This is a genomic window from Eilatimonas milleporae (genome assembly GCF_003688555.1).
In the GTDB taxonomy this organism is placed as follows: Bacteria; Pseudomonadota; Alphaproteobacteria; order Sphingomonadales; family Kordiimonadaceae; genus Eilatimonas; species Eilatimonas milleporae.
Map to the genome: position 1 here is coordinate 408,976 of NZ_REFR01000010.1, position 21,026 is coordinate 430,001.

The window sequence follows — 21,026 nt, forward strand, 5'->3', positions numbered from 1 at the left end:
CTTACAGCCCCGCGACAGCCAGCAGGCCGTCAATGTCCAGATGCTTTTCCAGCCCGGCGGCGGCGGTGTCGAGGGCGCTGTCCACATGCGCCCGAAAATCGCCGATGCCGGCCTCCGCGTTCAGGCGTTTCAGGAAAGCGGCGCGGAAACGGTCCCCGGTGAACAGGCCGTGCAGATAACAGCCCATGATCCGCCCGTCGGCCGAGACCGCCCCGTGGGCCGCGCCGTCCAGGCTCAGCATCGGCCGCGCCAGACCGGGCCCTTCCGTCCGGCCCATGTGGATTTCATAGCCCGTGACCTGGGCCCCGGACCCGCCCCCATCATGCCCATGCCCGTGCCATATGCCGCCGCTTGTGCGCACCGTCTTGGCGGGCGCCATGACGGTTTCCACGTCCAGAAGCCCGAGGCCCTCGGCCCCGCCGGCGCTGCCGTCCACCCCGTCCGGGTCGTGGACATGCCGGCCCAGCATCTGATAGCCGCCGCACACACCGAGCACATGGCCGCCCCGGCGCACATGGGCGTGGATGTCGATGTCCCAGCCCTGGGCGCGCAGAAAGGCCAGGTCGGCAACCGTCGACTTCGTGCCCGGCAGCAGGATCAGGTCCGCCCGCGGCAGTGGCCGGCCCGGCGGCACGAAGACGACGTCGGCGTGCGGTTCCGCCCTCAAAGGGTCGAGATCGTCGAAATTGGCGATACGCGACAGCATCGGCACCGCGATGACGCATCCGGCGTCGCGGTCCGTTTTGCCGCCGCGCTCCAGAATGACGGCGTCCTCCGCCGGCAGGTCCGCCGCCGCGTCCAGCCACGGCACCACCCCGAAACAGGGCCAGCCCGTATGCTCGCGGATCGTCGTGATGCCGTCGTCAAACAGCGACACGTCACCGCGAAACCGGTTGATGATGAAGCCCCGGATCATGGCGGCGTCCGCCCGGTCCAGCACGGTCCGCGTCCCGGCGATGGCGGCGATGACGCCGCCCCGGTCGATATCGCCGACCAGGATGACGGGCGTGTCGGTGGCGCGGGCAAAGCCCATATTGGCAATGTCGCGCGCCCGCAGATTGACCTCCGCCGGGCTGCCGGCGCCTTCCACCAGCACGATGTCCATGTCCTTGCCGACGGTCGCGAAACTGTCCAGTACGAACGGCATCAGGGTTTCCTTGCGCTGCTGATACCCTTTGGCCGTGGCGGCGTCGAAACGCCGGCCCTGGACGATGATCTGGCTGGTGCGGTCGCTTTGCGGTTTCAGCAGCACCGGGTTCATGTGCACGGTCGGTTCCATGCGTGCCGCCACGGCCTGTAGCCACTGCGCCCGCCCGATTTCCCCCTGAAACGTCTCGCTATCCCCTTGGGCGCTATCCCCAGGGGCGCCGCCTGTCTCCGGCCCGCCTTCAGTCGAACCCATGGCGACGACGGCGGCATTGTTGGACATGTTTTGCGGTTTGAACGGCGCCACCGCCAGGCCCCGGCGCACCAGCGCCCGGCACAGACCCGCAGTCAGAAAGGATTTCCCGACGTCGGAGCCGGTGCCCTGCAGCATCAGGGCCCTGGTCACGGCGCCCCGTCCGGCTGCCCGTCCGGCGTCCCGTCCAGCCGCGCGACCGGCTGTACCGCGCCCGACGCGGCGAAATCCAGCCGCACCCGGTATACGGGCTCCAGATGTTCCGGCGTGATGATGTCCTGTGCCGGGCCGCTGGCCGCCACCGTGCCCCGGTGCAACAGGATCACATCGTCGCAGAACCGGCGGGCCAGGCCCAGATCGTGCAGAACGATGACGACGGACCGTCCCCCATTGTTTTCCCCGTCATTGTCTCCGCCGTCATTGTCTCCGCCGTCATGCGCCAGGCCGTGCAGCAATTCCATGATCGCCAGCTGGTGATAAGGGTCCAGGGCGGCCACCGGCTCGTCCGCCAGGATGACGCCGGCCTCGCTGGCCAGCACCCGCGCCAGCAAGGCCCGGGCTTTCTCGCCGCCGGACAGGCTGGTCACCGGCCGGGCTTTCAACGCCTCGAGGCCGGTGGCGCTCAGCGCATGGGCGACCGCCGCCTGGTCCTCGTCGTCCATGCGGGCAAACGGCGTGTGATAGGCATCGCGGCCCAGCGCCGCCACCGCCTCCACGCTCAGGGGCCAGTGTATGGTCTGCCCCTGCGCCAGATAGGCAAAGTCCCGCCCCAGCCGGTGCGGCGGCACCGTGGTGATATCCCGGTCCCCGAACAGGATTTGGCCGCTGTCCACCGCCTGCAGGCGCAAAAAGCTGCGCAGCAGCGTCGATTTGCCCGCGCCGTTCGGACCGATCAGCCCGGTCACCCGCCCCCGGGCGGCGGCACAGGTCACACCGTCCAGCAACCGCGTGCCGTCGACGCTGACGATGATGTCCCGGGCGGCCAAGGCGCCCATCGCATGTGGGGCGTTCATCGCATGGCCCTGCGGGTTTTCAGCACCAGAAACAGGAAAAACGGCGCGCCGATCAGCGCCGTCAGGACGCCGATTTTCAATTCCCGGTCCGTCGGGGCCAGCCGCACGCCCATATCCGCCAGCAGGATCAGGAGGGCGCCGCCCAGCGCGCTCGGCACCAGCAGCCGCGCCGGATCATGGCCGACAAGGGGGCGCAATATGTGCGGCACGATCAGGCCGATAAAGCCGATGGTGCCGGACACCGCCACCGCCGCCCCGACGCTGAGCGCCGTGCCCACGACGACCAGTCCGCGCACCCGGATCAGGTTGACCCCCATGGTTGCCGCCGTTTCCTCGCCCAGCGACAGCGCGCGCAGAAACGGCGCGCCGGCCATCAGGCACACCCATCCCAGCCCCATGAAGGGCAGGGCGATCCACAGGTCGGTGAAGGAGCGGTTGGCCAGCGACCCCAGCAACCACAACACCATATCACTTAACGAAAAAGGGTTTGGTGACAGGTTCATGGCCAGCGATGTTAAAGCACCGGATAAGGAACTGATGCCGATCCCCACCAGGATCAGGGTCAGCACGCTGGTGTCGCGCCGCACCAACCCGTACAGCAGCAGGGTCGAGATCAGCGCGCCCCCCATGGCAAAGGCCGGCACCGCATAGCTGGAAGCGGCGGCGGCCCCGTAATAAATGGCGATGACGGCGCCCAGGCCCGCGCTGGCGCTGACACCAATCACGCCGGGGTCGGCCAGGGGGTTGCGCAGCAGCCCCTGCAGCGCCGCGCCCGCCATGCCCAGTGTCGCGCCGACAGCCATGCCGACCAGCAGGCGGGGCAGGCGGATGTCCTGGACGATCAGGGCCACCCGGTCCGTGCCCGCGTCCCCGAAAAGGCCGGCCATCACCTGGGCCAGCGACAGCGGCGCCGAGCCGATGGTCAGACTGACGGCGGCTGTTGCCAGAACCGCAAGGCCAAGCCATGCGGCCGGCCAGCGTGAAAAAAGACCGCGCCTGTTCATGCGTTGCCGATATTCCTTTTGGGGCCCGTAATCCTTTTTGGACCCGTATTTCCTTTTCGGTCCATCATTGCCTGTTGGACCGGTGTTCCCTTTTAGGTCCGCTCATTCCCGGCTGGCCAGGGTCGGGTGTTGCATCGTCTGTATCGTCCGTGCCGTCCGGTGAATGTTTTCCACCGCATCGGCGAAAAACCAGCCGGAACAGGCCACCTGCGCACCGGGAATGAAAACGGTCGGCGTTGTTTCCATCATATCCTTTAAAAAGCTGTGGCGCGCGATGGACCAGTGGTTCACATGGTTGGATTTCAGGTCGAAAAACGCACCGATGATCAGGTCCGGCGGCCTCAAGGCCAGGGTCTCCAGATTGATGCCGCGCCAGCCGGTCTTGCCGTCCACGGCCATGATGTTGCGCACACCGGCGGCCTCCATCATGGTGTGGACGAAGGTGCCGGCCCCGCTGGTCACGCCGCCCGGTGTCACATACAGACCATAAGGCCGCGCCGCGCGCGGGGCGTGCCCGGCCCGGACACGGGCGAGCCGCCGGTCCATGTCCGCGATCAGGGCCTCGGCGCGCGGCCGGGCGTTCAGTGCGTCCGCGATGCGGCGCAGGTTTTCGCGCACGCTGTCCACCGTGGTGCCGAAGGACACCTGGACCACCGGTATGCCGAACCGGTCCAGATAGGCGGCCGCATTGTACCCGCCGCCCCATTGCCGGATCACCAGATCCGGATCGGCCAGCAGCACCTGTTCACCGGTGGGACGCAAGGCGGCCAGGCCCTGTGCCCGGTCCGCCAGATAGGAATATTCGCTGGCCGCCGCCGGGGATACGGCCAGGATATTCCCGCCGTCCGCCAGGGCCATCACATACTGGTCGGCGCAGTAATCCAGCGACAGCACCCGCTCCTGCGCCGTGGCGGGCAGGGGGGCCGTCCCCCCTGCCATCAGAAGGCCCGACACCGCCGCCAAGGATATGGCCAGTGACCTCGCGGCAAACCGCCTGACTCGCCCGGCCCCTGCCGGGACCGCCCGAAGGCGGCGGTATGGACCGCGTGTGCCCATCTAGAAACGCGCCCTCAAACCGCCAAAGGCCGACAGCGGCGCGGTGCCGTAGCCGAAATTGTCCTGATAGTTCTCATCCGTCAGGTTTTCCACCCGCAGGGTCACGTCGAACCGGTCGGTCAGGGCGTATTCCCCGCGCAGATTGACCACGATGAAATCGTCCAGCCTGTTGACGCCGTCGATTTCCGTGCCGTTATATTGGACATTGGTCGACAGGGTCAGCCGGTCCGTCGGCGCCCAGGCGATTTCGGCGTTGAACCGGTCGTCCGGCTGGTTCACGGCGGCGTTGGTGGTGGTGACATTGGTGGCGTCCAGATGGGTGTAGGCCAGATTCACCGTCAGCGTCTCGTTCACCTGCACATCGGCATAGATTTCCACCCCCTCGCTGTCGAATTCCTCAATATTGCGGAAGGTGAAATCGGCCAGGTCAAAGGCGATCAGATCGTCGATATGCTGATCGAAATAGGTCACGCCCACACGGATCCGGTCATCGAGAAAACTGCGTTCCAGCCCGATGTCCCAGCCGTCGCTGAATTCCGCGAACAGATCGGGGTTGAAGCCCAGCTCGCCCGCCGTCGGCGCCCGGAACCCTTCGGAATAGCTGCCGCGCAGCGTCACCTCGACCCCCGGAATACGCGCCGATCCCGCCGCGTTGAAGGTGGTCTCGGACCCGAACACGTCAACCGAGTCATAGCGCACGCCCGCCGACAGGGTGACCCGCTCATGCGGGCGCACCTGCAACAGGCCGTACAGGCTTTCGGTATCGATTTCCTGATCGCCGCCGAAACCGACGCGGGTCTCGGCCTCCTGCTCGTCATACTCCCCGCCGAAGGTCAGCGTCGCCCAGTCCACCGGCCGCGCCGTGCCCTGATATTCATATGAAATCCGCGTGCCCAGGGAATCAAAGGTCGCCTCGTCCTCGCGGGTGTTGAACTGGTCGACCCGGGTATAGGTGACCGATGCCCGGTGCGACAGCGCGCCTGACAGCATGTCCAGCGTGGCGAAGGCCCCGGCGGTCCATTCCTCGCTGTCGCTGATCTCGTCGCCGTCAATCGGCACGCCCTCGAAACTGTCGAACTCATTCTCGCTGGTCTGATAGCGCACCAGCGTCTCCACGCGGAACGCCGGCACCGGCTGCCAGCGCCCCTTGGCCGAAACGGTCAGGTTTTCAAAGCCGTCATTCTCCGTATTGCCGGCGGCCTCGTCGGCGCTGGAAAAGCCGTCGGTCGTCACACCGGCGACCGTCAGCCGACCGGACAGTTTTTCCGACCCGCCGCGCACCGTGGCCGCGCCCCTCAGGGTCGCGAACGAGCCCCCTTCGATAAAGCCGGACCCGCCGAACCCGTCGCCGCCGTCCTTGGTGACGATGTTGATCACACCGCCGATGGCGTCCGAGCCGTACAGGGTGGACTGGGCGCCCCGGATCACTTCGATCCGTTCAATGTCGCTGGTGTCGAAATTGGCGAAATTGAACCCGTTGCCGAACGAGGCCGGGTTGTTCAGGACCACGCCGTCCTGCACCACCAGCGTCTGGTCGCTGTCCAGGCCCCGGATGGACACCGTCGCCAGCGAGCCGAAACTGCCCGTCCGCGTGACCTGCACGCCGGGCGCCGCCTGCAGCACGTCATAGAGAAAGCGTTGCTGGCGAACCTCGATCTCGGCGGCGGAAATGACCGACACGCTGCGCCCGATCTGGTCCAGCGGGGTGGGAATGCGTGTTCCGGTCACGACCACGGTGTCGATATCCTCTTCGTCCCAGGCCCCTCCGTCTGACTGACTAGTCAGTCCCGGGCGTGTCAGGAGCGCCGTCGGCAACAGCGCGGTCATGGTAAAGGACAACAGGGTGAAATGCGTCTTCATGGCGATATCCCAAGCATGCGGGACCGCGCCACCTGAACGGTATGATGTCGTGCTGATATTCCGCCATCGGTGACAGGCCCCTTGTGGTTAAAGGTCACTCTGTCGCCACGAACGGTGCTCCCGCGCTCCTCAGCAAATCCCGGCTGACGGGCAGGGCGACGCGATGGCAGGTTTCCTGGCTTGCGGGTCGATGCCTGATCGTTCCGGCCTTCCCAGGGCGCGTGAAAACGCCCCAGTGGTCAATGGAACGACGGCTCTCCGCCTACAGTTGCGGGAACAGCGCCGGACTTGAAAAACGCACCGGCTTCCCTTTTACCCCATTGCACAACAATGGGCACCATCTGCCCCATGTGTTACTGCCTGCCATGCCCCGGCGCAAGGGGGAAGGGGCAGGGGGTGGAAAGACAGGATGCCCGGCGGACCCCGGAAATCCGTCGGACACCCAACAGGAATCCCTCAGAAATCAATCCCGCGCATGGCCTTGATGCCGTTGTCGAACGGGTGGCGCACGGCCTTGACCTCGGAAATCAGGTCGGCCGCCGCCAGCAGGTCCGGCTTGGCGTCCCGTCCCGTCACGATGACGCTGGTGCGCGGCGAGCGCGCCTGCAAACCCGCGACCACGTCCGCCACATCCAGATAGTCGTAGCGCAGCACGATATTCAGCTCATCCAGCAGGATCAGGTCATACGCGCCGCTTTTCAGCATGGTCAGGCTGGTGTCCCACGCGGCCCGTGCGGCGGCGATGTCGCGGTCCCGGTCCTGCGTGTCCCAGGTAAAGCCTTCGCCCATGGTGTGCCATGTCACCAGATCGTCGAACCGTTTGAAAAACTCGCGCTCGCCCACCTTCCAGTTGCCCTTGATATATTGCACCACGCCGACACTGTGCCCCCAGCCCAGGGCGCGGATCAGGGTGCCGAAGGCCGCCGTCGACTTGCCCTTGCCATCGCCGGTGTTGACCAGCAGCAGTCCGCGCTCGGCGGCTTTTTTCGCCTTGATCTTTTCGCGGTGCTCGGCCTGCATCTTGCGCATGTCGGCCTTGTGGTTTTCATTAATGTCAGGTGTCGACATTGGCCATGATCTCCTTGAATGCATGGGATAATCTTTGTGTAGAGTTGTCATCGGCGGGCAGGCCGAAACGCAATCTGTCCGGCCTGTCCGCGAACCCCCGCACCAGGATGCCGCGTGCGCCCAGACGCTCGCGGAGGGCGGCGGCCCGGTCATGCCGGGCATAGCGGAACAGGCTGGTGCCGCCGGTCACCTCCATGCCGTGGCGCTTTAGCAGGGTGTCCAGGTTTTTCGCCGCCCGCACCAGATGGCGGCGTGTGGCGGCGATCCACGCGGCGTCTGCATATGCCCGGGCCGCGATCTCCAGCGCCGGGCCGGACACGCACCAGGGGCCGAGCCGCCGCGCCATATGCGCCGCTGCGACGGGTGCCGCCGCCAGCACGCCCAGACGCACGCCGGCGAGGCCGAAAAACTTGCCGAACGACCGCAGCACGACAACCGGCAGCTCCCGCACCGTGCCGGCCATGCCGATATCGGGCAGGGTGTCCGCGAACGCTTCGTCCATGACCAGCACGCCGTTGCGCCCCCGCATCCGCGCCGCGATCCGGGCGAGCGTTTCCCGCTCCACGATGCGGCCGTCCGGATTGTTGGGATTGGTGATCACAAGAATGCTGTCGAAGTCGTTGAAATCATGAAGGGATGTCACAGTGACCACATCATGCCCGGCCTGCCTCCAGGCCGGCGCATGTTCGCCGTAAGTGGGGCTCAACACGCTGACGCGGCGCGGGCGGAACAGATAGGGCACCTGGTTGATCAATATCTGCGAACCCGGCGCCAATACGAGTGTATCGGCGCTGTCCGCCGGTATATCCAGATACCGGACCAGCGCCTGTTTCAAACGGATTTCCGCATCCCTTTGCGGCAGCCGCCGCCATGCGTCATCGCACGGCATGGCATCGGACAGGTCCGGCAGCGGATATCCGAAAGGATTGATGCCGGTGCTCAGATCCAGAAGCGGACGCGGCGCGTCCGGCCACGCCGCCGCCGCCGCATCGTCGCCGCCGTGCGCCGGGCCATCATCATCGGCGGTGAGGGGGATAAGACCGGGTAAAGCCACGCTGTTTTTAGACCTGTTCATTCGGTATGAAAAATTTCACGGGCACGGAATGCCGCGACACGACGAGGCTAACATGAAAGCCATCGCGCCACGCCGCAAGCGCCTTTTTCGTCGCAAATTCCTTGTTTTCGATGAGGACGGCGGCAGCGCTGCCACGGAAATACTATTGGGCAAGCGGACCGCAGGACCCGCCGGGGGTGTCGGTGATGCACGGCGAGAGCAGGGGTGTGGAATATATGTCCGATTTGGTCGTATCTTTGACATATGAGACATTCGATATCTGAGGTACGGATAAGACAATGTCCCGTAAGCGAACGATAGCCATACTATTCTTTGATGACGTCAATGGGATTGATGTCGCCGGCCCCCTCGAAGCGTTTGCCAGCGTCATGCTGGATGACGGCAGCGCCGCCTATGATGTCGTTTTCTGGGCTGTTGATGAACTGCATGTTCGCGCGGAGTCAGGCTTGGCGTTCGTTGCCGACTGCACCATGCCCGGGCGCCCCAAGGCGGATCTGCTGATTGTGCCGGGCGGTCGGGGTATCCGCCAGGAAAGGACACTGGCTGCATTGGCCGCCTGGCTCTGGGAAAACAGCCACGCCTTTGGATGCATCGCTTCCATATGCACCGGTGCCTACGCACTGGCCGAGGCCGGCCTGCTGGATGGCCGTGCTGTGACCACGCATTGGGCATTCGCCGCCGATCTGCAAAAACGCTATCCGGCCATTCATGTAAAGCCGGACAGACTGTTTATGAGTGACGGGAAAATCTATTCCTCCGGCGGTGTTTCGGCGGGCATGGATTTGGCCCTCGACCTGATAGAGCGGGATTTCGGCGCGCAAGCGGCGATGAAAGTTGCGCGGGAACTTGTCGTTTTTCTGCGCCGCACGGGAACGCAGGCCCAGTTTTCGATGCCGCTTCAGATGCAATCGATGGCCTCCGGAAAATTGGCGGATATCGGCAAATGGGCGGCGCATAACCTTCACCGTGACCTGTCGGTCGAGGCGCTGGCCGCCCGTGCGGGTCTGAGTTCAAGGCAGTTTTCCCGCCGCTTTCGCGAGGAATTCGGATGCCCGCCGGCAACCTATATAAAGCGGCTTCGACTGGATGGCGCCCGCTCGATGCTTGATCAGGGTATCAGCGTCTTCAACGCGGCGCGCGTTTCCGGTTTTCAAAGCCAGGACGGTTTTCGGCGCGCCTTCGAAGCGGAATTCGGGATTTCCCCGTCCGAGTATCAAAAAAGATTTCACCCATCATGACAGCGGGAACAACAGCTATGACGGATGTCACGGTCGGCCGTATAATGGCTATCATTGCAGTGGTTTCCGTTGTTTTCATCGGCACGTCCAGTGCGCACGCCCAAAAGGATGCCCCTAAAGATCCTCCTGAGGATTTCCCTAGCGATTTCACAGAGGAGCGCGTGGTCATCGATGCCGGCGATATCAGCCTTGGCGCGTCCCTCTATCGGCCACGGTCGGTATCCGGCGATGTGCCTCTCATGGTCATCGGACACGGATCGGCGCCCACGGACCGCACGGGCGTGGGATTTTATACCCACAATGCCCTGAACATGGGTGTCGCGGTCCTGTCCTTCGACAAGCGCGGCATAGGCGTATCAACGGGTGAATATGTCCGGTTTTCCGTCGATGGAAGCATCGATCTCTTTGATGCTCTCGCAAACGATATGGTGGCCGCCGTTGAATGGGCGGCAACCCGGCCCGGAATCGATGCCGCGCGGATTGGCTTGTTTGGGGGCAGCCAGGCGGGCTGGATTATGCCGCTGGCCGCCAGCAGGACCGATCTCGTGAAATTCATCGTGATCGGCGAGGGGACGCCCGTTTCCGCTGGTGAAGAAGCGGTGCACGGTGAAACAATCCGCCGATACCGGGGCTCGGAATTCGACAACAGCGTAACGCCTGCTGAAATTGCGCAAGCCGATGCGGCGTTGGAGGCCTTCACAGGTGAAAACGGTTTTGATCCGCTTCCGGTCCTGAAGTCACTCGACATTCCAATTCTGTGGCTTTTCGGCCTGCGGGATGCCGTCATCCCGGTGACGCCGTCTCTCAGCCGTCTCGAACGGCTCACGGCCGCTGGACGGGGTAACCATACGGTTTTCGTATTTCCTTTCGGCGATCATAATTTCAGGAATGTTGCCACCGGCAGGCGTTACGATATTCAACGGCCAATCATGACCTGGATGATCGAAAACGGCTTTGCGCCATCGGGCGACGGGCACGCGGTTGAATAACGACGGCGTCGCGTGTCGTTGAACGTCACGCGCACGGATACGATACGGATACGATCAAGAGACCACACCAAGTGGCTGCGAACACTGAAGAAACCAAGGGTGCCGGGAAATGCCAGGAGCTGTTTCGTGTTTCGCAAGGCAGACAAAATATTTCCCATAATATATATTATGCGCCTTTTGTTTCCGCGCGCGTGGGCGCCGGAATCCGAATTGCCCTTTGCGCTATCCCTTTCCGCTATCCCTTGTGTGATGTCTCTTATGTGCTGTCCGTGGCGTATCACACGTGACCTCGGGACCGGTGTGCCGAGCCCACGATGATCATTGCCCCGCTATACTCCGGCCCTGAAGGCTTTCTGAGGCTCTCTGAGGCTCTCTGGGTCTCAATCAGTGTATCAAAAGAGCGCTCACAGACGCCCTAACCTCAAATTCAGCGGCCAGGTGATGCGCTGGCGGGCATCCTCATCGGGCCACATCTCATGGGCGGCGGCATGAAAATCCGCGACCGGCTTTGACCGGTCGGCACGGTATGCCGCCTTCACCGCCGACCATGTATCGAGATAGCCGAGAAATGTGCGCAGATCCCAGTCACGCTCAATGTGCAGGGATGGCGGCGCAATGGGTTCGAACGGAAAATACAGGTCCGCATACCCTGTCTCGACATGGCGCCTTTCGGGCGGCCAGAAATCTTTCAGATCGCGCCAGTAAAAATCCTGAAACCGCTGTTGCAAAGGACCGTCGATAGTCAACACACCGTATGAGATGAGCGCCATGACCGCGCCGGGCCTGGCGACCCGCTTTGCCTCGCCGTAAAAAGCGTCAAGATCGAGCCAGTGCGCCGCCTGCGCAACCGTGATGAGGTCGACGTCCTGAGCGCCCGCCGGAATCTGCTCGGCGGGCGCGACATGGTATGTAACGCCCTTTGCCGCGGTGGCGTTGGCGATCTGATCGCCACTGATATCCGTGGCGATCACCCGGTCGAAACGCCCGGCAAGAAGGGTTGAAAGCTGGCCGGTTCCGCATCCGGCATCGACGGCCAGCCCGGTTTCCGGTGCCAGTGCGGCCAGTGCATCGGCAAGTGCCGCGGGATATGTCGGCCTGTATGCCGAATAGTCCTGCCCGCCGTCCGTCCAGTGGTCGCCCTGCCCCTTGCGGCTAGGGGTTTTCACGGTCATGACGACGCTCCATCACTCTGGTCAGTCGCTGCGAAAACCCGTCGGCCTCCAATGCGGATATCGCACTGGTGAGCGTATCGCGAAGCGGGTGGTTGATCTCGGTTTCCAGGTCCTCGATCGCTGTGAACGTATCTTCCCAATGCCGCTCAAGGCGATCCAGCAGCATCAAACCCTTTTCAGTCAGTCGCAGCACACTTGAACGGCTGTCTTCGCCGGTTTCGCGGTGGATAATGCCATCGGCCTCCATCAGCTTGGCCGTCCGGCTGACCGCGCCTTGCGTGATCTGAACGGCGGCCGTGATATCGGTGACAGTCGACTGCCCGCGCCCGATACCGCGCATCAACGGCGTATATCGCGGGCGATAGTCCAGACCCATTTTACCGTAAACGCTTTGCGTGCCCCCATCGACCAAGTCTATGAGATGCCGCAACAATTCGCCCAGTCCGGGTTGGTGATCATAAGCCATGTCCCGATTTACATGACCGGTAATGTATATGCAATGGAAGAGTTTGAAAAACAAACCCGGATCAGGCAGCGGCTGCCGGCTGTATCATGGGCACCCTGCTCTTAGGCGATGCGCCTGGGTGTTCAACCTGCCTGCCCGCGTCTCTCATGCCGTTCCGTCTCGACCGGCAGTCTTGTCACCTTGGGCAGCCGGAATTCAGGGAGCCCGCCTTAAAAGCGTTCTCCAAGCAGGCGATAACACCAGAAGGCTTCATCCCGCTTGACCAGTTCATTGAGCTGAACCGGGGAAAACCCCGTCGCTTTGCGGACCATCCTGCCCATATGCGACTGGTCCGAGTAGCCCGCTTCCAGCGCGAGGTCAGCGGGATTGGTTTCATCCTGGCGGACGGCGAGTTCATGCATTCTTTCAATCCGTGAAAAAAAGTCCAGCGCGCGGCGCGACTGACCGGACCACCGCTTCAGGCGCCGTTGTACGGCGCGAACGGTTCGCCCCGGTCCGGACATCAGGCTCCGCACGACCAGGGCACGGCTCCAGTCCGACAGCCGGCTTCGATAACGGCTTTGGGCACCCTCTCCGCGCGCTTCCGACCAATGGGGCAACAGAGCGCTTTGAAACCCGTCCCACATATGGGCGGCGGTCATTGATCCGTCAGGGTGCAGCAGACCGGTAATTGCGCTCGGAACATCGGCCACCGTCCTGTCTACGATGCTCTCGGGTTCCGTTCCCGTCAGGCGCACCCAGGCGTCCGGGTAAAAACCGATGGAGATTGCAAAGACCGGCCCCGGATTCCAGCTGACAAACGGGCCTGTACGGGGCCCGGCAAGCGTCACGGGTGGCAGGGCCTTGGCTTGCCTTGCATGTGTTGCATCGCAGCCCTCGTCCGCCATCCTGGTCTCGCCTTCGATGACCCAGGTCACCGTGACGAGCGGCGAAGCCGGAAAATAGTTGGTGCGCTCCCTGTCGGTGAGGCTGGCCCCACGCGTATCGCGCACAATAGCGCCGAACAGACACTCTGATAAAGCGATGTCGGGCAGGAGAAGTGCGGCGCGGCCAGGCAAGGGGTCTGTCTCCGTATTCAGGTGTCGCAACCGTTCTATCGTCATGTCGGCGGGATGATGGATACTCGACGCGCAATTTGAGGAGTATGCATCATGGCCCGCGTTAAAATGGCCCGTATCAAAATGCACGGTCCACTTGGATTGAAAGTATCAAGTGCTTTGGCATTAAACTCTATCGCTGTTTCAACATATCTGCGCCGTATTTTCGGCAGCAGGATGGAGCCGACCTGGGACGCTTATCTGGAGATCGGGGTCCGCTTCTGGCGCCACCAGTTTACCAGGGCGCTCAACGGCGGCGATATCGCAAAGGGCCGCATGATCCTGGACAGCCTGCAGACGGAAACAACGGATGTCTATGACGTCGATGTGCGCGAGACAACCGGCGCCGGGGGCCGGTGGTATCATCCACGTCAAGGAACCACTGACGCGACCATTCTCTATTTCCACGGTGGGGGGTACGCCTTCCACGGTGCGATGAGCCACCGCTTCGCCGCGATGCTCGCCCACCATATCGGGGCCCCTGTGTTTGCACCGGACTATCGCCTGACGCCGGAGCACCCGCATCCGGCGCAATCGGAGGACGCCCTCGCCGCGTGGGAATATCTGACGGAAGAGATCTCACCCGAAAAGAGTGTCCTCATTGGCGACAGCGCGGGGGCTCATATGGTGTTGATGCTGCTCCACGAATTGAAAAGGATTGGGCGCCGTCAGCCCGCAGGCGCGATCGCGCTCAGCCCCTGGACCGATATAGGCGACAGCGTTCCTCATCTGCATGCCAATGATCGCTATGATCTGGTTCAGGGCTGGATGGCGGTGAAGTTCGGTGAATGGCTCAATGGCGGTGGCCGTTTTGTGCGGGACGCCCTTTCCCCGGTCGCGCACGACTACAGGGATTGCGCGCCGATTTATCTCCAGGCCGGCGGCCGCGAGATCTTTCACCAAACGTCGATTGCGTTTGCCGAGGCACAAAAAAACAATGGCGCGCGTTTGATGCTCGATATCTGGCCGACCATGCCGCATGACTTCCAACTCTTTGACAGCAGTCAGACCGCCTCGACCGAGGCGCTGAAGCGGATCTCTGAAGCCGTGCGTTTCTTTGTCGGAGAAGCAGCTTCGTTCACGCCCAACGGTCGAACCGTTGTTGAAAACGCATTCGGCAAACGCCCACCGTGCGGGGTATCCGCACCAGTAAACAACATTTCCGGGTTGCTGACGGCAGACGAAAAGTCGTGACCGCATCTCATTGGTTTCGCCGATCGACCGTGCATAGGTCTGATCTGCGCATCCCGGATTGGAGGACCGACCCTGATGAATACATATTTTGCCATCGCTGCCGCATTCGCCACATTTAATGCCGGGCTGCATTTTTTCCTCGGCGGAAAAACAATTGCACGGCCATTGCTTGAAGCAACCGGCCTTCCGGACAAGGTGCGGTGCGTACAATATTTCTGTTGGCATATTGCGACTTTGACGCTGATCCTCCAGGCCGTTCTCCTTGGCGTGGCGGCGGTCGCCCCGGCAGAGACCGGCCTTGCTATTGTCGGCACCGCCGTGGCGGCGTCCGTCGGCCTGCTTGGGATCGGGATGCCGCCCTTTTTGCAGATCGGATATGGGACGATGCCCCAGGGCTGGTTGTTCGTGCCCGTAACCGGTTTGGGACTGGCGGGGCTGTTTCTATGAACCACGCACGCATCACCGCCCGGAAACACCGTGACCCTTATGCCCTGGACCATGTGTCTTGATACGGTCAAATGGTGATGGACGCCGCTGTTGTCGCAGATGTTTTACCCAAGGCAGTGCCGTTAGCGGCCGCCCTGCCCTTCGGACCCTCTCGGCGGACCGCCTGCCCGATCAGAGTGTGGCGGCCGGTTTGTGTGATCCGGAAGCCGGCTCGCCCGCCGACAGACGTGCCCGCTTCCGGAAATGACGCTGCCGCGTCTAGTCGACGATGTCCATTTCCTCAATGAGGGTCCGGGCACCGTCCACCTTGTCCATGACCCAAAGCATGTAGCGCGTATCCACATGGATCGTTCGCGTGGTGCGCGGGTCGAAGTCCCAGTCTGAATTCACGCTTTCGAATGTCCCGTCAAACAGCAGGCCCACCAGCTCACCGCGTGCGTTGAGCGTTGCCGAACCACTGTTGCCGCCCGTGGAGTCAAGGTCCGAGAGGAAGTTCACCGGCACGGAACCGATGCTCTTCAAGGCATAGGGTCCATAATCCCTGGCCGCAACCCGGTCGAGCAAGGACTGGGGCGCATTGAATGGAGCCTCGCCCGTATTTTTGTCCGTGATGCCCTCAAGGGTCGTGAACGGCAGATAGGCCATGCCGTCCCTCGGGCTGCCGCCAAGCACGCTGCCAAAGGTCACGCGCAGCGTGCTGTTGGCATCCGGATAGGTCAGCTGCCCCTGTTCACGTTGCCAACCGGTGATGGCATCCATGTATGTGGGGCGAAGCGCCAGTGCGCGACCGGCGCGCTCCTTGCTCTGCTGTTCAAGGGTGAAGCCATACGCATACATGGCGACCGCAAGCTGGATAAAGGGGTCGTCGCTTGCCTCCAGCGCCTCCGGCGTCGCGTCCATCAGACCAAGGCGTGTCTCCGTATCGCCAAGCGTGGTATTCTCGTAGAAGCGGTCCAGGAGAGCCGGCAGCTCTTCCGCCGTGGTCTCGGCCGTCAGGCCGAGGGCCGCATCGAAGTCCGCGACGCGCTCAGCCATCGGCTGCCCGATATAGCCTTTCAGGAACAGGATCCATTGCGCTTTGTCGACCGCCGGGTCAAAGCGGCGGTCGATCGCTTGCAGGCCTTGCCGGATAAACGCCATATCGCGTTCCTGATAGCCCTGCTCCCGCTCGGCATCCGGTTTCAGGCGCTCCTTGGACAGACGGTAGAGCCGTCTCGCCGCCGAGAAAAGCTGCGGGCGAGAGACATTGCCGTACCAGAACTGTGTCCGGGCCGCCGCGGCACTCTCTTCCGAAAGGGCGGACAGGGCGGTGATGGCCTCGCCATAATCCGCGCGTGCACTGTCGGCGGCAATCCACTCCGCCAGTGCGGCCTCGCGGGCACGGCGGCGGTCGACAAGCCCCACACGCCGCGCGCCTTCTATCTGGCCGCGCAGGTTCTTCTCAAAATTATTGAGACCGGCGAGAAGCGCTTCATACTTCACCCGTGCATCGGACCCTTCAGGGGCCGTCGCCTCGATCGTATCAATCCAGTCGTTCAGAAGAACGGTCCATGTCGGATAGGTCCAATCGAAGGTGTTTTCCACCTCCGCCAGCAAAGTGTAGCGACTGGTCGAACCGGGATAGCCCGCCGCCATCACAAAGTCGCCGTCTTCCAAGCCTGCCGCGCTCACCTTCAAATGATGCTCCGGCTCATAGGGTACATTGTCTTCGCTATAGTCGGCCGCCGTGCCGTCCGGCCCGACATAGGCACGGTAGAAGGCGAAATCGCCCGTATGGCGGGGCCACTGCCAATTGTCGATGTCGCCGCCATATTTGCCGATCGAATCTGCGGGCGCATAGACAAGGCGCACATCGCGCACTTCAAGCCGCTTGATGAGCTTGTATTCAGCCCCGCCGTAGAAACCGGCGACCTGACAGCGATAGCCCGCGTCCACCTCGCATTCGGCGGTGATGTCCTTGCGGCGCTGTTGGACCGTTTCGTAACGCTCAAGAGGGTCCAGGGTCGCGGTGCCCGTGCGCACACGCTCCGTCACATCGGTGACTTCCGTGGTCACATAGATACGCGACCCCGGCGCCGCCGGAAGCTCGTCCCCCCGGGTCGCGGCCAGAAAACCATTCTCAAGATAATTGTTTTCCGCCGTCGAATTATACTGGACGGACCCGCGCGCGCAGTGATGGTTGGTCACGGCCAGGCCCTGGTTTGAGACGAAACTCGCCGAGCAGCCGCCGAGGGACACGACAGCCCCCATGGGAAAGCCGGTCAGGTCAGCCAGTTTGGCGGCTGAAATCCTCAATCCCGCTTTGCGCAGGTCGCCGCTGATATCCTGCAGTTGATCGGGCGTGTACATACCCTCCCCTGCCAGAACAGGCCCGCTCAGAACATGCCCGGTCAGAACAGGCCCTGTCAGGGATGCGGCAAGCCACAGGCTGATGACGGATCGTCTACTGGTTTTCATGATGTCTCCCGAAATGAATGCCGCGTTGCGTGCGGGCAAATTGTGTCTCTGTCGTATCGAATTCTCGCGGTTGGACCTGTTCAAAGACTTTCAGAAACCGCGCATCAAACGCTGTGTCATACGGTGGAAGGATATGGCGACGCAAGGATGTGATCGCCCCCCTCATCTTTCACCCTTGCGAGAAATGCGATATTATAACATAACGCATGTGAAAACCGTTGACCGGATTTGCCGGTGCGGACGGACAGGACATGTGATCGGGGCTGTGCTATGGCCTTGCTGCCAGTGCATCCACGTTCAAAACACAGTCCAAACGGGAATTTCTTGATGACGCTTTCCAGACGGCAATTCACATCCATCGCGGTGTCCGCCGCTTTTGCCGGTTTAGCACGAAACCTCCTGTCCACGCCGGCAACCGCCATGGCGACAGCCTCCGGGTATGGCCCTCTGCAATCCGACCCGAACGCGCTTCTCGACTTGCCGGAAGGCTTTTCATATCGGGTCATTTCCAGGCTTGGGGCGACCATGAGCGATGGGCTGATGGTCCCTGATCGGGCCGACGGCATGGGGTGTTTCGGCATTTCCGACGACAAAGTGGCGCTTGTGCGCAATCACGAACTGGCGCACTGGCACAAGACCGGCGGCGCTTTCCGGGAAAACGGCCCCCGCGACATTGACGCCTTCGACCGGCTTGACGATGGCACCCCCCTGCCCGGCGGAACAACCACGCTTGTTTACAATATGAAGACCGGCCGTGTTGAGCGGGAATATCTCAGCCTGATCGGAACACTGCGCAACTGTGCCGGGGGCGCCACCCCCTGGGGCAGTTGGCTCACATGCGAGGAAAATGTCACACGCGCGGGCGATAAGGTCCAGAAGGACCATGGCTGGATCTTTGAAGTCCCGGCACAGGCGGATGGCATTGTCAGCCCCGAGCCGATCAAGGCCATGGGGCGCTTCAACCATGAAGCCGCCGCGGTCGACCCGCGCACCGGCATCGTCTATCTGACCGAAGACCGGAACGACAGCCTCTTTTATCGCTTCATACCAAAGACACCGGGCAAACTGCAGGATGGAGGCCGACTGCAGGCCCTGTCCTTCAGGAACGGGGCGCCGCATCAGGACAGCCGCAATTGGGAACGCCGTGACCTCGACGTCGGGGAATGGCGCGACGCCGAATGGGTGGATCTCACCGGCACGGACAGCCCGGAGGATGACCTGCGCCTTCGCGGTCATGAGGACGGCGCCACCGTCTTTGCCCGGGGTGAGGGTGTGCACTGGGGTGACGGTGAACTCTACTTCTGTTGTACCTCCGGCGGGGCGGCCCGACTGGGACAGATTATGCGTTACCGTCCGGGCCCGGATGAAGGCACGCCGGGCGAGGCAAGCGCGCCGGGGCGTCTCCAGCTTTTCCTGGAGTCAGACGATCCCGACCGGTTCAATTTTGGCGACAACCTGACCGTCGCCCCGAACGGGCACCTGTTCGTGTGTGAAGACCAGTATACGGACACTGTCAGCAATCATATTCGCGGTGTCACACCGGCGGGCGCGCTTTATGATTTCGCGCATGTGCGCCTGCAAACGGAAGTCGCCGGGGCCTGTTTCTCGCCGGACGGATCGGTCTTGTTCGTCAACCTGTATCAGCCGACCAGGACCCTTGCCATTACCGGGCCGTGGGGCTTCATGTCATGAACGGTGCCCGTACGGCTTTTGCCCAGACGGCTTTTGCCCAGACGGCTTTTGTCAAGACGGCTTTTGTCAAGACAGCTTTTGTCAAGACAGCTTTTGTCCAGACAGGCCTGGATGCGACCGGGGCTATCGTCAGCCTCGGCTGCCTGGTCCACTGTCTTGCCCTGCCCCTTGCATCGTCCCTGTTGCCTGCCTTGATGAGACCCTTCGAAGCCCGGGAATGGGTGCATATGGCTCTGGCTCTTGTCGCGGTTCCGGTCGCGCTTGTCGCCATGAAGAAAGGATTTCGGGTCCATGGGCGCGGTCTGCCCTCTGTCACTGTCATACCCGGGCTCATATGTTTGAACGGATCGCTTTTGATCGGTGATCCGCACTGGCTCGCTGACGGTGTTGCCGCCTTCGGTGCGGGCCTGACCGTGCTCGGACACTTGCTGAACCATCGCCTGACCCGGCTGGCCAACACCCCCACCTGATGTGTCCCATAGTGTGCCCATGTCCTCTCCTGTTCTCAGAGTTTCAGCGCTACGCCACGGATATGGTGACCGGGATATCCTGCATATCAACGATTGGACCCTTTATGGGGCCTGTTCCACGGCCTTTCCGCCTGCCGTTACATCATCTTTCACTTTGGATCTCATGCCGAACAGGAAGCGCAGCGTATCGGACGGATAGATCAAAACCCGGCAGGCGAGCGCGGTGACCGAAAATGACAGGATCAGCAGACACGCCCACTTCGCCGCGATCCCCATCGGCCACTGCACGATGTGGTAGGCAAAGATGACGATCACGGTCTGATGCAGGATGTAAAACGGGTAAATCAGGCTGTTTGCCTGTGTCAGCCACGGCGGCGTTGTCCAAAGGAACCTCTGCGCCATGCTCAGGGACGCAACGACGCCGCTCCACGCCAGCGCCGCCCCGAGCGCCCACCAGATCGCCCAAAGCGTCCCCAGATCGAAATACGGGCTGAAATCGATAAAATAATAGGCGTAAAAGACGACCGACACCGCCAGAAACCCACAGGCATGAAGACGCCACCGGGACTGTATCCGTGTCCATGTGCCCCTGTGTGCGATCAGGATCAGGCCCGCGCAGAAAAAACTGAAATAAAACAGGGATGAAGACAGGTTTTCGATGCTTTTGCTGTCGGACGGGAAACTGTCCTTCAGCCCCACGCGCAGGGCCGCGATCAGAAGGCCCGCCAGCAAAAGCCCCCACCCGCTGCGTGCGCAGGCCTGCGCCATGGTGTGCAGGGCCTGGGCCCGGTCGCCGGCCAGCAGGCGCTGCACCGGAATGGCGATCAGCGAGAACACCAGCAGATATTCGATAAACCACAGATGCTTGGCCTCGAACGCAAGCGCCAGCGCGGGGTATGCCGACCACAGCGATGCGTACCGCGCGGGGTCTTCCAGATACAGCTGCGGCGGCACGATCAGTGTCATGCCCACCAGAAGGGGCAGAAAAAGCCGGCGGATCTTGTCCCACGCGAACGCCGGCGCGGTGCGTTTGGCCAGCAGCAATCCCGCCCCCGCGCCGGATACGAAAAACAGGATCGGCAGACGAAACTGCTCGAAATACACCATGATATCGTCAAGCAGTTTGCTGGACTGGGCGTTCATGATGCCCCAGTCGTCGCCGTTGAAGGGCATGCCCGCATGGTGCACGAAAACGGCGACGACGGCGGCGACCCGCAACCAGTCAAGTTCGCTTAATCGGCTGTGCGTGTTGGCGGATTTGGACTGACGTGTGGACATGGATAGTATACTCGGTGTGGTCGGTGAACGGATGGCCCAAGACTTAAGCCC

At 62.5% G+C, this 21,026-nt stretch carries 18 protein-coding genes and 1 riboswitch; of the genes, 6 read left to right on the forward strand and 12 right to left on the reverse strand.

Features of this window, described 5'->3' with window-relative positions; all coding sequences use genetic code 11:
- Window position 1 precedes the first annotated feature (1 nt).
- The 7 genes from BXY39_RS06680 to cobD form a co-directional block, all read right to left on the reverse strand.
- Window positions 2-1,552 (reverse strand): cobyric acid synthase, encoded by a 1,551-nt coding sequence (locus BXY39_RS06680; protein ID WP_121938064.1) that lies wholly within the window; start codon window positions 1,550-1,552, stop codon window positions 2-4.
- Window positions 1,549-2,412, reverse strand: coding sequence for an ABC transporter ATP-binding protein (locus tag BXY39_RS06685; RefSeq protein WP_121938065.1), 864 nt, complete (start codon window positions 2,410-2,412; stop codon window positions 1,549-1,551). The genes BXY39_RS06680 and BXY39_RS06685 overlap by 4 nt, the downstream gene beginning before the upstream one ends.
- Window positions 2,409-3,416 carry a FecCD family ABC transporter permease gene (locus BXY39_RS06690; RefSeq protein ID WP_121938066.1) on the reverse strand — a complete coding sequence of 336 codons (1,008 nt, stop codon included), beginning with the start codon at window positions 3,414-3,416 and terminating at the stop codon, window positions 2,409-2,411. The genes BXY39_RS06685 and BXY39_RS06690 overlap by 4 nt, the downstream gene beginning before the upstream one ends.
- A 102-nt stretch (window positions 3,417-3,518) precedes the next feature.
- Entirely contained in the window at window positions 3,519-4,355 is an 837-nt protein-coding gene (locus BXY39_RS06695; RefSeq protein WP_170163680.1) for an ABC transporter substrate-binding protein, read from the reverse strand.
- Between the two features lie 117 nt (window positions 4,356-4,472).
- A complete protein-coding gene (locus BXY39_RS06700) occupies window positions 4,473-6,332 on the reverse strand; it encodes a TonB-dependent receptor plug domain-containing protein (protein WP_121938068.1) in 1,860 nt (619 codons plus the stop codon).
- 148 nt (window positions 6,333-6,480) lie between these two features.
- Window positions 6,481-6,689, reverse strand: a riboswitch (cobalamin riboswitch).
- Between the two features lie 99 nt (window positions 6,690-6,788).
- Entirely contained in the window at window positions 6,789-7,400 is a 612-nt protein-coding gene (gene cobO / locus BXY39_RS06705) for a cob(I)yrinic acid a,c-diamide adenosyltransferase (RefSeq protein WP_121938069.1), read from the reverse strand.
- On the reverse strand, window positions 7,387-8,475 hold the full coding sequence (cobD, locus tag BXY39_RS06710) for a threonine-phosphate decarboxylase CobD (protein ID WP_121938070.1): 1,089 nt from the start codon (window positions 8,473-8,475) through the stop codon (window positions 7,387-7,389). The genes cobO and cobD overlap by 14 nt, the downstream gene beginning before the upstream one ends.
- Window positions 8,476-8,753: 278 nt before the next feature.
- On the opposite strand from cobD, the gene BXY39_RS06715 reads away from it, so the two are divergent.
- On the forward strand, window positions 8,754-9,713 hold the full coding sequence (locus BXY39_RS06715; protein ID WP_121938071.1) for a GlxA family transcriptional regulator: 960 nt from the start codon (window positions 8,754-8,756) through the stop codon (window positions 9,711-9,713).
- 17 nt (window positions 9,714-9,730) lie between these two features.
- A complete protein-coding gene (locus BXY39_RS06720; protein WP_170163681.1) occupies window positions 9,731-10,702 on the forward strand; it encodes an alpha/beta hydrolase family protein in 972 nt (323 codons plus the stop codon).
- Window positions 10,703-11,106: 404 nt separating this feature from the next.
- Here the strand turns inward: BXY39_RS06720 and BXY39_RS06725 are convergent, their stop codons facing one another.
- The 3 genes from BXY39_RS06725 to BXY39_RS06735 all read right to left on the reverse strand — a co-directional run bounded on the left by BXY39_RS06725 (window position 11,107) and on the right by BXY39_RS06735 (window position 13,398).
- Window positions 11,107-11,874: a class I SAM-dependent methyltransferase gene (locus BXY39_RS06725; protein WP_121938073.1), complete on the reverse strand. Its 768-nt coding sequence runs from the start codon at window positions 11,872-11,874 to the stop codon at window positions 11,107-11,109.
- Entirely contained in the window at window positions 11,855-12,340 is a 486-nt protein-coding gene (locus tag BXY39_RS06730) for a MarR family winged helix-turn-helix transcriptional regulator (RefSeq protein WP_121938390.1), read from the reverse strand. Before BXY39_RS06730 ends, BXY39_RS06725 begins: the two co-directional genes overlap by 20 nt.
- Window positions 12,341-12,549: 209 nt before the next feature.
- Window positions 12,550-13,398, reverse strand: a complete 849-nt coding sequence (locus BXY39_RS06735) for a helix-turn-helix domain-containing protein (RefSeq protein WP_170163682.1) — start codon at window positions 13,396-13,398, stop codon at window positions 12,550-12,552.
- A gap of 93 nt (window positions 13,399-13,491) precedes the next feature.
- On the opposite strand from BXY39_RS06735, the gene BXY39_RS06740 reads away from it, so the two are divergent.
- Both BXY39_RS06740 and BXY39_RS06745 read left to right on the forward strand, forming a co-directional pair.
- Window positions 13,492-14,631: an alpha/beta hydrolase gene (locus BXY39_RS06740; RefSeq protein WP_121938075.1), complete on the forward strand. Its 1,140-nt coding sequence runs from the start codon at window positions 13,492-13,494 to the stop codon at window positions 14,629-14,631.
- Between the two features lie 75 nt (window positions 14,632-14,706).
- Entirely contained in the window at window positions 14,707-15,078 is a 372-nt protein-coding gene (locus BXY39_RS06745; protein ID WP_121938076.1) for a hypothetical protein, read from the forward strand.
- A gap of 258 nt (window positions 15,079-15,336) precedes the next feature.
- On the opposite strand, the gene BXY39_RS06750 is transcribed toward BXY39_RS06745, so the two are convergent.
- Window positions 15,337-17,535 carry a S46 family peptidase gene (locus BXY39_RS06750; protein WP_121938077.1) on the reverse strand — a complete coding sequence of 733 codons (2,199 nt, stop codon included), beginning with the start codon at window positions 17,533-17,535 and terminating at the stop codon, window positions 15,337-15,339.
- Window positions 17,536-17,862: 327 nt separating this feature from the next.
- Here BXY39_RS06750 and BXY39_RS06760 point away from each other — a divergent pair, with 327 nt between their 5' ends.
- Both BXY39_RS06760 and BXY39_RS06765 read left to right on the forward strand, forming a co-directional pair.
- Entirely contained in the window at window positions 17,863-19,227 is a 1,365-nt protein-coding gene (locus BXY39_RS06760) for an alkaline phosphatase PhoX (RefSeq protein WP_121938079.1), read from the forward strand.
- Complete coding sequence (locus BXY39_RS06765; RefSeq protein WP_121938080.1) at window positions 19,224-19,697, forward strand: MerC domain-containing protein; 474 nt, start codon at window positions 19,224-19,226, stop codon at window positions 19,695-19,697. The genes BXY39_RS06760 and BXY39_RS06765 overlap by 4 nt, the downstream gene beginning before the upstream one ends.
- A gap of 102 nt (window positions 19,698-19,799) precedes the next feature.
- On the opposite strand, the gene BXY39_RS06770 is transcribed toward BXY39_RS06765, so the two are convergent.
- Window positions 19,800-20,975 (reverse strand): acyltransferase family protein, encoded by a 1,176-nt coding sequence (locus BXY39_RS06770; RefSeq protein WP_121938081.1) that lies wholly within the window; start codon window positions 20,973-20,975, stop codon window positions 19,800-19,802.
- Window positions 20,976-21,026: the final 51 nt, after the last annotated feature.

What these genes read in the sequence shown, in the direction of transcription:
- BXY39_RS06685 (WP_121938065.1), bottom strand. Translation starts at nt 2,412, where the DNA reads ATGAACGCCCCACATGCGATGGGCGCCTTGGCCGCCCGGGACATCATC.
- BXY39_RS06690 (WP_121938066.1), bottom strand. Translation starts at nt 3,416, where the DNA reads ATGAACAGGCGCGGTCTTTTTTCACGCTGGCCGGCCGCATGGCTTGGC.
- BXY39_RS06695 (WP_170163680.1), bottom strand. Translation starts at nt 4,355, where the DNA reads ATGGCAGGGGGGACGGCCCCCCTGCCCGCCACGGCGCAGGAGCGGGTG.
- BXY39_RS06700 (WP_121938068.1), bottom strand. Translation starts at nt 6,332, where the DNA reads ATGAAGACGCATTTCACCCTGTTGTCCTTTACCATGACCGCGCTGTTG.
- cobO (WP_121938069.1), bottom strand. Translation starts at nt 7,400, where the DNA reads ATGTCGACACCTGACATTAATGAAAACCACAAGGCCGACATGCGCAAG.
- cobD (WP_121938070.1), bottom strand. Translation starts at nt 8,475, where the DNA reads ATGAACAGGTCTAAAAACAGCGTGGCTTTACCCGGTCTTATCCCCCTC.
- BXY39_RS06715 (WP_121938071.1), top strand. Translation starts at nt 8,754, where the DNA reads ATGTCCCGTAAGCGAACGATAGCCATACTATTCTTTGATGACGTCAAT.
- BXY39_RS06720 (WP_170163681.1), top strand. Translation starts at nt 9,731, where the DNA reads ATGACGGATGTCACGGTCGGCCGTATAATGGCTATCATTGCAGTGGTT.
- BXY39_RS06725 (WP_121938073.1), bottom strand. Translation starts at nt 11,874, where the DNA reads ATGACCGTGAAAACCCCTAGCCGCAAGGGGCAGGGCGACCACTGGACG.
- BXY39_RS06730 (WP_121938390.1), bottom strand. Translation starts at nt 12,340, where the DNA reads ATGGCTTATGATCACCAACCCGGACTGGGCGAATTGTTGCGGCATCTC.
- BXY39_RS06740 (WP_121938075.1), top strand. Translation starts at nt 13,492, where the DNA reads ATGGCCCGCGTTAAAATGGCCCGTATCAAAATGCACGGTCCACTTGGA.
- BXY39_RS06745 (WP_121938076.1), top strand. Translation starts at nt 14,707, where the DNA reads ATGAATACATATTTTGCCATCGCTGCCGCATTCGCCACATTTAATGCC.
- BXY39_RS06750 (WP_121938077.1), bottom strand. Translation starts at nt 17,535, where the DNA reads ATGAAAACCAGTAGACGATCCGTCATCAGCCTGTGGCTTGCCGCATCC.
- BXY39_RS06760 (WP_121938079.1), top strand. Translation starts at nt 17,863, where the DNA reads ATGACGCTTTCCAGACGGCAATTCACATCCATCGCGGTGTCCGCCGCT.
- BXY39_RS06765 (WP_121938080.1), top strand. Translation starts at nt 19,224, where the DNA reads ATGAACGGTGCCCGTACGGCTTTTGCCCAGACGGCTTTTGCCCAGACG.
- BXY39_RS06770 (WP_121938081.1), bottom strand. Translation starts at nt 20,975, where the DNA reads ATGTCCACACGTCAGTCCAAATCCGCCAACACGCACAGCCGATTAAGC.